Raw genomic sequence first — 14,519 nt, 5'->3', positions numbered from 1 at the left:
TTTGAATGGAATTAGTTAGTGGTGGTAGCAGTGTCCTGCTCAGAAGTGTCATCAGCTACCGTTTTCGCAGCTTGCTGTGGTGTTTTGGCGGTAGGCGTTGCAGATGCACCATTAGCGTTTTCTAACGGCTTGACCACGACCTCCTGCTCAGGCTTAACTTTAGAGCCGCCTATAACCACTAGCTTATCGCCACTACTTAAGCCATCGGTGACCACCCATTGACCATCATAAGTACCATTAATGGTAACGGGACGGACTTGGATTTGATTGTTTTCATCAACGATGTAGACTTGTGAATCGCCTTTAGGCGTACGCATTACAGCGCTTTGCGGCACTAAGGCTGCATTAGGAATGACGCTTTGAGTCAGACGCGCTGAGACATACATACCTGGCAGTAGCACGTTATTAGGATTTGGGAAAATAGCTCGTAGAGTCACCGCGCCAGTAGATTGATCGACTTTAGCTTCAGACAGCGCAAGCTTGCCACGCACTGGATACACTGAGCCATCTTCTAGGACCAGCTCGACAGAATTCATACCCGCCTGCGCTTTACCTTCAGCTATCTGCTGACGAAGCTGCAATAGCTCGGATGATGACTGACTGATATCGACATAGATAGGATCTAAGCGCGAAATCGTCACTAAAGGCTCAGATTGACTAGCGTTAACTAAGGTTCCTGCAGTAACGCTTGAGCGGTCACTACGACCAGTCAACGGTGCACGGACGATAGTACGATTGAGATCCAAAGCGCTAGCATCTAAGTTTGATTGCGCGGTTTTAATCCCAGCCTCAGCGCTTCTAATGCTCGCTTCAGTTTGTCCGACTGCAGCGCGAGCACTCTCTAGAGCCGCTTGCGCTGTACGCACTTGAGTTTGCGCTTGGTCATATTGCTGCTTGGAGATAGCGTCAATCTCAACCAAGCCTTTTAGACGCTGAAAGTCATTTATCGCTTGTGCTAATGAGGCTTGGCGACTGGCTAGCTCTGCTTTAGCATTGGCATTATTGGCGATAGCGGTTTGGCGATTAGCCTGTGCTTGCGCGACCGCCGCTTGACCACTAGCGACCGAGGTCGTGTAGTTGTCAGTATTGATACGATAAAGCGGCTGGCCTTTTTTGACGTTACTGCCTTCACGGAACAGTACTTCGTCAATTACGCCGCTGACTTGAGGGCGTACATCAGCCGTCTGATAAGCGGCAGTACGACCAGAGAAAGTCTGAACTTGAGGCACAGTATCGAAGCTGACAGTTTGGACGTTGACGACAGCGGGCGGCATCTGCTGCTGAGCGTTTTCACCCGCAGCGGCGTCTTCTTTATTGTCACAGCCGACCAGTACTGTAGCCGATAGTACAGATGCTATTACAAGCGCAAGATAAGAATGCTTCATCAAGGTCCTCGGTAGAGTAGTAAAATATAGAATAAATGGTATAGAGGTAGAGCGTATCATAATCAAAAAATAGCTTATTTTTCGAAGAGCAATAATAAACTTTATAGAAGTTTATAGCCAAAAAATAAGAAGCTATTGATAAAATTGATAAATAGGGCAGTACCGCTAGCTAATTATAGGACGTCAAGTAAATTTAAGGCGTTATTATAAACTATAGGGTTTACCCCGCAGTCAAGTGATTCACGATAGGAAAGCTGACAAAAACTGACCGCACTGTGCTCGCTGAGTAAATAAAATCCCGCCATAGTAACCGCTACACCAACCAGCAGCTAATAAGAAAACATACAACCCGCTATGCAAATTTATTGTAATTTTTTGTTATAATTGTAAAGCCATAGTGTTATTGAGGTTTTAAAACCGCCAAAAATCTGCTTTGTCAACAAATTGACTAATTTATCAACCCCTAATTATGACCTTTAAAGTATAGCGACTTAAACCAGTCAGTAGCCTCTAATGAGCGTGGTCAATCAGTATTTAACCATTAAAAAATCCTGACACAATTATAGTGCCGTCAGGATTTATGAAACTTAAAGAAAGGTAACTATTTGCTGACACACCCGTTTTAAGAGGGTGTCTTTTTAGAGACTGTTGCTTTTGATCAATGAATATTTATGGCTCGGTTGCTCAAAAACGCTGCTAAAAAATGAGCCGTCTCAATTAGCTAATAACACAGACGATTCATATGTCATTATACCAATCGCGCGCTGGCCAATTCTGTCAGTTGGTACAAGCCTTGACGATAACGGTTGTCAGGCAGTGTGCCCAGTGCTTGCTGGGCCAATCTCGTCTCCTCTAGTGCACGCTGTTTACAGTAATCTAATGCGCCGGAACTGCGTACCAACTCAATCAGCTGCTCAGCATTCGGTGTTTTACCCGTTTGTACCGCAATTCTTAGCTGCTCATAACCTTCATTGTCACTGTCTTTTAGTAGTTCGAGTGCTTTGATAGTTGGCAGAGTAGGTTTACCTTCAGCAAGATCGTCGCCTAGGTTTTTGCCCATTACGTCGCTATCGCCACTATAATCAAGGACATCATCAATAATTTGAAACGCATTACCAAAGTGCTGTCCAAAGTCGCCTAATGCCGCCATATACTCAGTTTTGTCTTGCAAAATAGCCGCGCCTTGAGTCGCCATCATAAACAGGCGAGAGGTTTTGCCATCGATAATGCGTAAGTAGTCTTCTTCTGTTGCGGCAGGGTTATGCTGATGTTGTAGCTGCAATACTTCGCCTTCAGCAATATCACAAGTCCCGTCTGAGAATACTTGCAACAATGGCAAGCTCTGAAAACCAACCAAAAGATTAAAAGCACGGGCAATCAGATAGTCACCGACCAATACGGCTGTGGCATTGTCCCATGTGGCGTTTGCCGTCGGTTTACCGCGGCGCTGTCCTGACTCATCGATCACATCGTCATGCACTAAGGTGGCAGTATGTAGCATCTCAGTAATGGCTGCTAGGTGCATCGCTTTTTCTGATGGATTGTCGTCAAACATACGGGCACACAATAGCGTAATCAGCGGGCGCATACGCTTACCACCGGCATTGATTACATGCTGAGAGACGCTCATGACGAGCTGTACTTTTGAGTTGAGACTACCAAATACTTGCTTGTCCATTACCTCAAAATCATTGGCTACAATACTTTGAATATCTGCATAGCTAGGCGTCGATTGAAAGGCAGGCACGGTATTATTTAAAGAGGTACTAGTCATAATAAATAGTCATATTAATAAGAATAAAGAGAGTTGGTATAACCTTGACTTTATCTATCTATAGGTAAGGTATGGTTTCGCTTATCATAACATAGCTGCCTTTGAAAATTGTTGGTTAAAGTACACCATAAGGGTAGCTCAGAGGTCGCTTGTGCGCCTATTATCATGCATAGAAGGCAGGGCAAACTGATGAAAGCGTTCAATAATTTGATGGTAAGAATGTTAACTTATCACGAGGTTTTGTCGTCACATAAATGATAGATAAAAGGCTGTAAGTAACTGATTGTATAAGTTATAATAGCCCCCGTTAGGCTCAAACCATCATTTATAACCATTGTTATGCTGCTTTTATCAGTATTGTCGTCTACGACGGTCTAATAATCTGTAGCGTATATAACAATGCAGATGATGGTGATTTCGTGTAACCACCTTGCAAAAACAAGACGCGCGGCTTGCTTTTATAAGCAAAAAGCCGTAAAATCTTGCCTTTAATTTTTCCCTGTCGTGTTCGTTATTGAAGCGTAGGTATAATATCTACCACGGCACACGGGTTAAACGGAGTCATACAATGTACGCAGTAATTAAAACTGGTGGTAAGCAGCACCGTGTAGTCGTCGATGAATTGCTTAAAGTTGAATTGCTAAAAGCAGAAAAAGGCGAAACAATCAAATTTGAAGACGTGTTGATGGTTGTTGACGGCGATGACGTCAAAATCGGTCAGCCTGTTGTTGAAGGCGCTAGCGTAGAAGTTGAAGTGGTTGAGCATGGTCGCGGCGAAAAAATCCGTATCATCAAGCACAACCGTCGTAAGCACTATCACAAAGAGCAAGGTCACCGCCAATGGTACACCTTGTTAAAAATCAAAGCCATTAATGCCTAATTACCCGTTTAGCAATGTTTGCTAAATAGCGCACTAAATGCTTAAGAGTTGTCGCATAAGCGATAAGTCACATTAACAAGGAGATTTTCTCATGGCACATAAAAAAGCTGCCGGTTCAAGCCGTAACGGTCGTGATTCAAACCCAAAAATGCTAGGCGTAAAAATCTTTGGTGGCCAAGCTATCACAGCTGGTAACATCATCGTTCGTCAACGTGGTACAGAATTCCACGCAGGCGAAGGCGTTGGCATGGGTCGTGACCATACTTTATTTGCATTAAATGATGGTGTGGTAAAGTTTGAGACTAAAGGTAAATTTAACCGTCGTTATGTAACGGTTGAAAACGCATAATTATCTATTTAGGTCATTTTATTCTTTGAATAAAACGATTGGATAATTAAAAAAGCCCTTACTGCCTTATGGTAGTAGGGGCTTTTTACGTTTATAAGACCTCATCAATTAATATTGGCTTTTGTTAGAGATTGGTTTTTGTTAGCAGTTTGGTCAGCAATTTTATATAGCATAAATACTCGTCACACTTAGCTCACTGGCTCTTTATGAGCACAGTGTTAATAATTTATCATGATAAATGCAAACTTTTACCGTGTAACTGCATTGGTTACAAGCGTGTATGGCAGCCGTAGTAAAGATTGCAAATCATGACTAGGCGCGTAATAAAAAAACTGGCACACTGTTGCCATTGCTGATCGATACCTGTTTTGCAGTGTTGAGATTGGTATCAACAGAAAAAATTTTAATAAGCTATTCTATTTTTAAGCGACTATTTTTAAAGCGATTGTGCTTTTTTAGAGAGGATTTATGATGAACTTATCTACGAAAAAATCAACCAAACAGAAGATGATGAGTGGTGCTTTAGCAGGTGTATTAATGACATCGTTAGGTATCGCAGCGCCAATGATGGCATTGACTCAAACAGCCACAGCAGCTCCTGCTGATAACCTAACAGCTGCTAAACGTTTGAACAAATTGCTGACCAATACCAAGAGTATGACGGCTAATTTTAGCCAGACAACCAAAGGCGCGAGCAGTGGTACGTTTAAAGGCTCTATGAGTGTCCAACGTCCCAATAACTTCCGCTGGGAAACCAAATCGCCCTCAGAGCAATTGATCGTTGCCAATGGCAACTCTATGTGGATCTATGACAAAGATCTAGAGCAAGCGACTAAACAAAATGTGGATAGCCAAGTAGGCAATACGCCAGCACTGTTATTGTCAGGTGATCCAAGCAAGATTGATCAAAACTTTAAAATCACTCAGCCGTATAGCAATAAGAACTACTATGTGTTGTACCCAAAATCTGATAATGCCAGCTTTAAGAGCCTATCCATGAGCTTTAGTGGCGGCAAACCTGTGATGATGGTACTAAACGATACGCTAGGTCAAACGACCTCTATTAAGTTTAGTAGTATCAAAATGAATCCAAGCATCGGCAGCAGTCAGTTTAAGTTCACTCCACCAAAAGGTGTTGATGTTATCAATCAATAAGGACGAGCTAATTGATGAAGCAGATTATGATGCTTTGCTATTTATCTAAGGTTGAAAGCCTCTAAGAGTGACAACCCCTAAGAGTAATAGCCAAATAAAAAGGACAGATCCTATATGATCTGTCCTTTTTTATGAGCGTAATGATAGTTTGGTCAGCAGAAAAATTAAGACATAGCTCGTATGGAGTCCATATCTGGCATTGGTGGTAGCTCGTCTAAATGACTCAGCCCAAATGCATCCAAAAATTGTGCGGTGGTGTGAAGGAGCGCTGGGCGGCCTAAGGTCTCCTTAAAGCCTTTTTCAATGATCCACCCCTTATCAAATAGCTGGCGTAGTATATTGCTTGATAACGTCACACCGCGCACTTGCTCGATGTCACTCCGTGTCACAGGTTGCTTATACGCAATAACGCTTAACGTCTCAAGTAACGCTTGGCTCAAACGCTCTTGACGCTGCGGGAAAGTCTGCTGAATCAAGCCGCTATAGGCATCGGAAATTTGCAATCGATAGCCGCTAGCTGTCTCATGTAGGTTCAGCACACCGGTCTCTAACCGTCGCTCTAGCACCTCTAAGGCTTGCTTTAATTCCTTAGTAGATAATGATAAATGTTTTCTTAACGCGTGAGCTGTCAGCGGCGCCTCTGATGCATGCAGCAGCACCTCGATGTGCTTGCTCACATCTTCAAGAGACGCCTGATTTGCCCCAATAGAGGAAGCTGTAGCGGTGCCTGTAGTTTCGGCTTTACTAGGCTGCTTTGAGTCGTCAATATCTACCATCTAAAATGTGCTCTTGTTTTAATATCATGGGATCAATAGCAGGTTTGGCGGCTAACCTGATGCTGGTTAGGCCAACCACTGTAGTGTTAGTTCTTGGGATTGATTGTCTATATCGGATGGATCGGTATCATATTTCATTAACGTGCTTGCATCATTATTGGGTTCTGTATAGACCACACCAACTAATTGCCGCTTAATCAGTTCAAGTACGGCGACAAAGCTCACGACCACGCCTATCTTACCCTGTGCTTTGTCTAGTAGCTCATAAAAGGAGCGGGCACCATCAGTACTCAGTTGCCGACTAATGCTAGCGATACGATCAGAAAGCGGCACGATATCAGTTTTGATGGTATGCATTTGATAGTCTGGCTGTAGCTGCATTTTAAACAAGCTATCGATCAGCAGAGTAGGCGAGTAGCTAGGCAGCTCAGCATTCATAACGTCTTGACTGGGCATACTTACCATCGCTAAAAAAACATCACGCTCTAAACGTATCAGATTGTCTAAGCGCTGACTGGCGGCTTTGATTTGCGCGTACTCTTCTAGGCGCTCAATCAGCTCTGCTTTTGGATCGCGCTCATCGGTAGGCGTGTCAGGGGTAGGCAATAGTAATTCGGTTTTAATAGCAATCAGCGTCGACGCCATCAGCAGATAATCACCTGCCAATTCAAAATGCTCAGTATCCAATTCGCTAATATAAGCCAGATACTGCTCAGTGATGGGTAAGATAGGCATTTGGGTCAAATCAACATTGTTCTTTTTGACCAAATATAATAAAAAATCTAGTGGACCTGCAAACTGCTCTAGCCAAATCGCAAACGCTTGTGGCGGAACATAAAGATCGTCTGGTAGATGCTGTACTGGCGTCTGATAGATGCGTAGAGCAGTCGTGTTGGATGTATCCATAAGTCTTAATGTTCCTGGCGCACTGCCATAAATAGTCCAGCACCAACATCTAACGTATGACAAATATAACGAGAATCATTGGTGAATTCTGCCAAGAACTCGCTCACCTCATTACGATGAGAGATGACATTATCGACAATAAGTACACTACCGACGTCCAATGCGTTATGCAGACCTCGGATATAATCGATATAGAATTGCCGCTCTGCATCCAAAAATACCAAGTCAAAGACATCTTCATTGCTATTTAAAAAAATCAAGGCATCTTGCACGATGAGTCGAACAGAGTCAGACAGTCCCGTATTTTGCAGATGCTGGCGAGCAGCTTCACTGCGGTTTTTGTCGATGTCTAGCGATATAAAGTCACATTCAGCCTGATGCCGCAAACCATACGCCAGCCACAATGTCGAAAAGCCCGTCGAGGTACCAATCTCTAATACCTTTTTGGGCTGTCTGATCGTGGCAATATTGGCCAAAAACTGCACCGCATCTGGTTCGACATGGCGATGACGAGCCAGCCGATTGGATTGTTCAGAGTCATACGTACTGTCAGCCTCGTATAAAGACTGACAGTAAGATAAAAAATGGCTTGGATTAAATGTCGGCATTATAAACGATCAGAAGTCATTTATTTAAGCTTCGCTAGTGGGCGAATACCAATGGCACGGCGGGCTTTATCCAGCTGCTTACGGCTATGACGACGGGCTTTATCTGCGCCCATTTGCAAGATTTCTTCCAGCTCTTTTGGATTTGCCATCAATTCTTGATAGCGCGCGCGGAAAGGGGCGATCTCGTTATTGATTTGTTGGAACAACTGCTCTTTGGCGTCTCCCCAGCCAATACCTGATTCATACTGCGCACGCAAATTAGCAATTTCTTCAGGCGTAGCAAACGCTTTATAAATCTCAAAAATTGCTGACGCGTCAGGATCTTTTGGCTCTTCTGGCAATTGTGAGTTGGTCACAATACGCATGATGGCCTTACGCATCATTTTTTCAGGATCGGCTTGGCTATTAAACTCGCCAAACAACGGAATCACGTTGTTATAGCTTTTGCTCATTTTGCGACCATCGAGACCTGTAAGTAGCGGTGTGTTGTCGTCGACCAGGGCCCTAGGCTCAGTGAACAATGGCTTGTAACGATGATTAAATGTACCTGCTATATCACGCGCCATTTCAATGTGCTGAATTTGGTCACGGCCAACAGGTACATGCGTGGCATTAAACATCAAAATATCAGCAGCCATCAACACAGGGTAGCCAAACAACCCCATGTTAATCCCTTGGTCAGGATCAACGTCTTCTTTTTCCATATTGGCATCGACCGCTGCTTTGTAGGCATGAGCGCGGTTCATGAGGCCTTTGGCACACGAGGAGCTCAAAATCCATGACAACTCCAAAATCTCAGGCACATCTGACTGACGATAAAAAGTCACGCGCTCAGGATCAAGACCACAGGCGAGCCATGTCGCGGCAATGGCTTTGGTTGACTCGTGAATGATCGCAGGATCATGGCAACCAATAATGCTGTGATAATCCGCTAAGAAGAAAAAAGCGTCGCTATCGCTGTTTTGAATAGACTGGATGGCCGGACGAATCGCGCCAACATAGTTACCAAGATGCGGAATGCCCGTCGGTTTGATTCCTGTCAAAATGCGTTTATGTGGGGCTGCTTGTCCAGAACTGTGATTGTCGCTCATGAAAAATCCGTTGTTTTGTTTGTCAAATTATTATAATGCGTGATTAAAAGTGCAAAATAGCAGTCACAAAGTATAGCAAATTTTATCAGCCCTTTTGAAAATAAAGGCCTACTTATAGATATCCGTACGACCATTTGGCCCATGTTTAAAGCGCCGATGAAACCACATCCACTGAGTCGGATCAATACGTATGAGTCCCTCTAAAACTTCATTAACCCGAGTAGCATCCGCAACCTCATCTTGACTTGGGTAGTTCTCAAGCTCTGGGGTGATGGTCAAGTGATAATGAGGTCGCTTACCACGTGGTAGATTATCTGGTGTCTGCCGATAGGTGTGTAGCGCCATCACGGCGGGTGGATGCGTTTTGCTGCCTAATTTTGCCATACGGCGTGACGCGGTGATGGTCGCTGCTGGCACGCCAAAGAATGGCGCCATAACCCCTTGTTTTAGACCATAGTCCTGATCGGGGGAATACCAAATCACATGACCTGCTTTGATAGAGGTGACTAGGCTTCGCATGTCACGGCTGGAGATTTGCTTACCGAATATATTGGTACGACCATTATAGATAAACCAGTCCAGTAAAGGGTTGTTTTGCGTACGGTACATACAATCGACAGGGAAGAATTGAGAACACAGTAAGCCGCCCAAATCCAGCATCGTATAATGCGCACCCAATAGAATAACCGGACGCTGCTCGTTTTGCGCATTAACAAGATGCTGTAATCCCGAAATAGATACCGTTCTAGTAAATATATTTGGACGGAACCAAGCACATAGGGTTTCAAACACCCCAATACCTTGATTGACAAAAACTTGCTTGGCCATCAATTCACGCTCAGCTTCTGGCTTTTCTGGAAACGCCAGCTTTAGATTAATCAGAGTGTCACGCCTACGTGAGCCTGCAGCTTTATAAATCAATATGCCGAGCTTACGACCTAGCCAAAACTGCCAACGCAGTGGCAAATATATCATGGGTAACATCACCAAAAACAACAACCAGATACCCCAATACTTTGGCAATAAAAACTGCCATTGAAAGGGCTTGTTTTCTGCTTGCGCGGTACGCTTTTGATTTTGCGTAATCGTTGGGGTGCCAGCAGGTATAGCAGGCGACTTATTGGATTGCTGCCTACTGGATGATGGTATGCCGTTAGTGTTGGAGGGTTTGCTAGGATCGTATTGTTCTGGCGCTTTCATAATATCCTTCTGCCGCACCGTGTATCACATTGCAGCTAATGATGAAAAGTTATTGATATGATGGGGTAGGCTCAAATGCTTTGCAAGTGAGAATGTTTATAAGGTTCTTAATTTGCAGTGCTAATATAAAGTACGTATATCGATAGCTATTGCAATGAGAGATATAGTGAAACCATTATAAAAATGGTATAGCAAGATTAAACGCTATTTTTCGCAGCCTCTGGAGACGCAGTCACAGCAAGCAAGAAAAGTAGCGTTCGAGCGCGTTTCCTATGCTGTATCAATTTTATTGAGGTTCTACTATAGCCACACTACCTATAGGCCAATCAGCAGGCATAAAAAAACCTTATAAGCTGTGACCAGCTTATAAGGTTTTGCAAAACGCTTCTCTTATTTGAGTTTGCTACCATCGCTCCGAGAAAAAGACAACAGCAGCAAAAAGATAAGAAAGTGCTTTGATTAACGTTTTGAGAACTGTGGACGTTTACGTGCTTTACGTAGACCCAGTTTCTTACGTTCAACTTGACGTGAATCACGAGTAACAAAACCAGCTGCTTTTAGGGCAGGCTTCAAAGTTTCGTCAGCTTCGATCAATGCACGTGTGATGCCGTGGCGGATTGCGCCAGCTTGGCCACTGATACCACCGCCTGCAACAGTGACATATAAGTCATACTGGTTAGCAGAGTCTAGTAGTTCTAATGGCTGACGAACAACCATGCGTGAAGTTTCACGGCTGAAGTATTCGTCTAGTGGCTTACCGTTAACAACAATACTACCAGTACCTTTTGATAAAAAGACACGAGCAGTAGACGTCTTGCGGCGACCAGTTCCGTAATTGCGTTCCATAAGTATATCCTTAGATGTCTAGTTCTTTAGGTTGCTGTGCAGTATGTGGATGTTCAGTACCCGCATATAGTTTCAGCTTCTTGATCATCGCATAGCCAAGAGGGCCCTTTGGAAGCATACCCTTAACTGCTTTGTATAGAACATCTTCGGGCTTATGTGCAATCAGCTTTGTGAAGTTGGTTTCTTTAATACCACCTGGGTAGCCACTGTGACGATAGTACTTTTTGTCTTGCGCTTTCTTACCCGTTACTGCGATTTTTTCTGCGTTGATGACAACAATGAAGTCACCAGTATCTACGTGCGGAGTATAAGAAGGCTTGTGCTTGCCACGTAAGCGAGTTGCGATTTGAGTGGCTAAGCGACCAAGGGTTTTGCCGTCAGCATCTACGACATACCAGTCATGGGTCACTTCAGCTGGTTTTGCACTAAGTGTTTTCATGATAAAACCTTAAAATTAGAATTCGTTGAGAGTTTAGCTGGGAACGGGGCTCTCAAAAAACAGACTGCACATTATAAGCAGTAGCGCCTACGCTTGCAAGCTGCATTGGGGTTTATTTTCGCCTTTATACATTAAACTGCAGCGTTTGGCCAGTTTTTAAGCGGTTTTAAACATTTTTACAGGTATTGAAGGGTTTACTAAATATTGCTTAACAAATAACTGCTAATGATGCGCTTAGCAATTAGGGTGTAATTATGACGGTGACAGCCGATAAAGTCCAGCGACAACTTGTCCAACTTTGGTTTGCTTTACGCATTCAAAGCATATCATTTGCTGAGTTGTCTCTAGTTGGGCGTCGCGATTTTCATTAAGCTGCTCTTCTAGCTGCTCAAGCTGAGGTGTTAAATCTTTATCCGCTTCTAAATAAATTAGCGTTGATTGGTCAATCAATGCATTGGTAATCAGCGTACTCAAAATAGGCTGCCATAGATCCTGAGCATAAGGGGGATCGATGAAGACGATGTCAAACGGGTGCTCAATCGGCTGGTGTTGACTCAGTACTTCCTCAGCCGTGCCAGTGATAACCGTGTAAGCTGCGGTATCAAGGCGTAATTGCTCAGCACTTTGACGTAGCATGTTGCTTTGTGCCGTATTAACTTCAATAAAAGTGGTGTGAGCTGCGCCGCGGGACAACGCCTCAAACCCTAATACGCCACTGCCTGCACAGCTATCGAGTACGCGTGCACCGTGAATATCGGCCAATAACCAGTTAAATAATGTCTCTCGCAGGCGGTCGGGTGTTGGGCGCAGGCCATCTGCCTCGATGAAGCTGACAATACGGCGCTTGAACTGCCCACCGATGATACGAACATCACCGGCTGCGGCACTTTTTGCTTTAGGGTTCTTTTTCGCTGTGCGTCCGCGTGAGGGTTTTTTCATGCTCGTGTCTCTTTTATTATCTTTTTTTTGAGGCATCTCTACTTATTAGACATGACGGGTAATGGTTAGAGATGTCTATCAAAATGTCGCTATTCAGAGGTGGCTGCTGCTGCTTGTGCCTCTGCCGCTTCTTGTTCTGCTAACGCTTTTGCTTCTTTTTCACGCAAGGCATCCTTCAAGGCTTTCTCAAAGGCCTTTTGGCGCTTGATGACTTTGAGCTCATCAGCGGACGGCGGCAGTACCGGATCAGTTTTGCGTTGTAGCATCCAGTAGTCAAATAGGGCACGGCCGATAGGCGCGGCAGTCGTACTACCACCGCCACCGTTTTCGACCAAGACCGCCAGCGCGATTTGAGGGTCTTCGACAGGGGCAAAACCATTGAACCACGCATGATCCCAGTGACGTTTGTCAATCGCTGATTTATCATAGCGTTTGCCTTGAGCGATAGACTTTACCTGTGCTGTTCCTGTCTTGCCAGCGATACGATAGCGCGGGGTATAGATACCGCGTCCAGTACCGTTTTCTACCACGCTTTCCATTGCATCATGCATACGTAACCAGTCAGAAGGCTGACCGTTATAGTCGATTTTACCATCAGGTTTGTCGATGATTTTGACTTCTGCTGCACCGTCACTGCTCTTGAGCAAATGCGGGGTAATATGTTTACCTTTACTGGCGGTCATGGCAGTGGCATTAGCAATCTGTAGTGGCGTGGCTAAGAAATAGCCTTGTCCAATACTGACAGAGATGGTTTCACCCGGTAGCCAGTCTTTATCATACGTGTCTTTTTTCCATTTCGGTGATGGCATGATGCCTGATTTTTCGTTAGGAAGATCAATACCAGTCTTGTCCCCAAAACCAAAGCGCACCATCCAGTCGTGTAGACGCTGAATACCCATCTCATAGGCCAGTTTATAATAGTAAGTATCAACCGACATTTGGATAGATTTCTTTAAATCAACCGTACCATGACCCCCGCGCTTCCAGTCACGGAAACGATGGCTGTCTCCTGGTAAACTAAAATAGCCAGGATCATAAATAGTGCTGTTCCAATCTCGTAAGCCATAGTGAATGCCACCTAGACCCTCAAATGGTTTGATGGTCGAGCCAGGTGGGTATGTCCCTTGGAGCGCACGATTGTACAAGGGCTGATCGAGATCTTCTCGCAGGGCATCATAGTCTTTGAACGAAATCCCTGAGATAAAAGGATTGGGATCATAGCTTGGGTTACTGACAAAGGCCAGCACATCGCCATTTTTGGGATCTATCGCTACGATGGCACCGCGGCGGCCATCTAGTTGTTGTTGGGCGACCTTTTGCAGCCCATAATCTAAGCTCAACGTAATATCGTTGCCTGAGGTAGGCGGTTTGGTATCCAATTGACGTAGGATATTGCCGTGAGCGTCTGTTTCTACCGACTGATAACCAGGTTGCCCAAGCAAAATATCTTCGTAATAGTCTTCGATACCAATCTTACCGATCAGATCAGTACCTGCATAGCGGTCCTTATCAATACGCTTAGACTCTTTATCGTTAATACGACCAACGTAACCGATCACATGAGCAAATAGCTCATCATAAGGATAATCACGCGTCAGCTTACTTTGGATAGAAACACCGCGAAAGAATGGCTTACGCTCACTGAACTGAGCCAGCTGTGCCTCTGTTAAGTCGATTTTGATGGTCACAGGGTCGTTTTTGTTTTTGTTCAAGCGCGCCAAAATATCTGTGATGTCTTCTGCTGTCAAATCAAAAATAGGCGCCAGCAAGCTGAGCGTGCGCTCAGGGTTGTCAACCTCATCAGGGCTTAGCATGGCGGTAAAAACTGGCTGGTTATCCGCCAAAATTATCCCGTTACGATCATAAATATAACCGCGGCTAGGCGGTGCAGATATCAGTTTAATGCGGTTATTGTCTGACTGGGTGGTGTACTTATCATGGGCATAGACTTGCAAATAACCATAACGCGTTATCAGGCCGCCCAAACCCAGCAATATTAAAATTCCAAAGATAATAATACGGTTGGTAAAGGTACTGTTGACCTGTTCGGTATTGGGAGTTAGTGGTTTATTCATAGAAAATCAGAGCCCAATCGGTCAGTGAGTCAATAATAAAGAGGTAAAAGGGCAGGTTGGTTAACCAAAACGCGGTGAGTCTAAAGGATAATACAA

General features: G+C 44.4%; 14 protein-coding genes. 3 read left to right on the top strand and 11 right to left on the bottom strand.

Annotated features, from left to right (window positions below):
- Positions 1-11: 11 nt before the first annotated feature.
- Together AOT82_RS04525 and AOT82_RS04520 are read right to left on the bottom strand one after the other, a co-directional pair.
- Positions 12-1,385 carry an efflux RND transporter periplasmic adaptor subunit gene (locus AOT82_RS04525; protein ID WP_071001992.1) on the bottom strand — a complete coding sequence of 458 codons (1,374 nt, stop codon included), beginning with the start codon at positions 1,383-1,385 and terminating at the stop codon, positions 12-14.
- A gap of 748 nt (positions 1,386-2,133) precedes the next feature.
- Positions 2,134-3,159 carry a polyprenyl synthetase family protein gene (locus AOT82_RS04520; RefSeq protein WP_071001991.1) on the bottom strand — a complete coding sequence of 342 codons (1,026 nt, stop codon included), beginning with the start codon at positions 3,157-3,159 and terminating at the stop codon, positions 2,134-2,136.
- Positions 3,160-3,727: 568 nt separating this feature from the next.
- Between AOT82_RS04520 and rplU the strand changes: the two genes are divergently transcribed.
- From rplU to lolA, 3 genes are all read left to right on the top strand, one after another.
- Positions 3,728-4,039: a 50S ribosomal protein L21 gene (gene rplU, locus AOT82_RS04515; protein ID WP_071001990.1), complete on the top strand. Its 312-nt coding sequence runs from the start codon at positions 3,728-3,730 to the stop codon at positions 4,037-4,039.
- A gap of 91 nt (positions 4,040-4,130) precedes the next feature.
- Entirely contained in the window at positions 4,131-4,388 is a 258-nt protein-coding gene (gene rpmA, locus AOT82_RS04510) for a 50S ribosomal protein L27 (protein ID WP_058025936.1), read from the top strand.
- A 468-nt stretch (positions 4,389-4,856) separates the two neighbouring features.
- Positions 4,857-5,543 carry an outer membrane lipoprotein chaperone LolA gene (lolA, locus tag AOT82_RS04505; RefSeq protein WP_071001989.1) on the top strand — a complete coding sequence of 229 codons (687 nt, stop codon included), beginning with the start codon at positions 4,857-4,859 and terminating at the stop codon, positions 5,541-5,543.
- A 164-nt stretch (positions 5,544-5,707) separates the two neighbouring features.
- Here the strand turns inward: lolA and scpB are convergent, their stop codons facing one another.
- The 9 genes from scpB to mrdA all read right to left on the bottom strand — a co-directional run bounded on the left by scpB (position 5,708) and on the right by mrdA (position 14,423).
- Positions 5,708-6,319: an SMC-Scp complex subunit ScpB gene (scpB, locus tag AOT82_RS04500; protein ID WP_071001988.1), complete on the bottom strand. Its 612-nt coding sequence runs from the start codon at positions 6,317-6,319 to the stop codon at positions 5,708-5,710.
- A 66-nt stretch (positions 6,320-6,385) separates the two neighbouring features.
- Positions 6,386-7,225: a segregation and condensation protein A gene (locus AOT82_RS04495; protein ID WP_071001987.1), complete on the bottom strand. Its 840-nt coding sequence runs from the start codon at positions 7,223-7,225 to the stop codon at positions 6,386-6,388.
- A gap of 5 nt (positions 7,226-7,230) precedes the next feature.
- Positions 7,231-7,833 (bottom strand): O-methyltransferase, encoded by a 603-nt coding sequence (locus tag AOT82_RS04490; RefSeq protein WP_071001986.1) that lies wholly within the window; start codon positions 7,831-7,833, stop codon positions 7,231-7,233.
- Between the two features lie 20 nt (positions 7,834-7,853).
- Positions 7,854-8,924, bottom strand: coding sequence for a tryptophan--tRNA ligase (locus AOT82_RS04485; RefSeq protein ID WP_071001985.1), 1,071 nt, complete (start codon positions 8,922-8,924; stop codon positions 7,854-7,856).
- Between the two features lie 108 nt (positions 8,925-9,032).
- Positions 9,033-10,124 carry an LpxL/LpxP family acyltransferase gene (locus AOT82_RS04480; protein WP_071001984.1) on the bottom strand — a complete coding sequence of 364 codons (1,092 nt, stop codon included), beginning with the start codon at positions 10,122-10,124 and terminating at the stop codon, positions 9,033-9,035.
- 459 nt (positions 10,125-10,583) lie between these two features.
- Complete coding sequence (gene rpsI / locus AOT82_RS04475) at positions 10,584-10,970, bottom strand: 30S ribosomal protein S9 (protein ID WP_058025929.1); 387 nt, start codon at positions 10,968-10,970, stop codon at positions 10,584-10,586.
- 10 nt (positions 10,971-10,980) lie between these two features.
- Positions 10,981-11,409: a 50S ribosomal protein L13 gene (gene rplM / locus AOT82_RS04470; protein WP_071001983.1), complete on the bottom strand. Its 429-nt coding sequence runs from the start codon at positions 11,407-11,409 to the stop codon at positions 10,981-10,983.
- Positions 11,410-11,661: 252 nt separating this feature from the next.
- Positions 11,662-12,348, bottom strand: coding sequence for a 16S rRNA (guanine(966)-N(2))-methyltransferase RsmD (rsmD, locus tag AOT82_RS04465; protein ID WP_071001982.1), 687 nt, complete (start codon positions 12,346-12,348; stop codon positions 11,662-11,664).
- Between the two features lie 89 nt (positions 12,349-12,437).
- The gene (gene mrdA, locus AOT82_RS04460) at positions 12,438-14,423 is read right to left on the bottom strand and encodes a penicillin-binding protein 2 (protein WP_071001981.1); all 1,986 of its coding nucleotides are present in this window, start codon (positions 14,421-14,423) and stop codon (positions 12,438-12,440) included.
- Positions 14,424-14,519: the final 96 nt, after the last annotated feature.

Source organism: Psychrobacter sp. AntiMn-1 (assembly GCF_001854065.1).
Lineage (GTDB): Bacteria > Pseudomonadota > Gammaproteobacteria > Pseudomonadales > Moraxellaceae > Psychrobacter > Psychrobacter pacificensis.
This window is presented reverse-complemented; position numbering and strand designations above follow the sequence as displayed.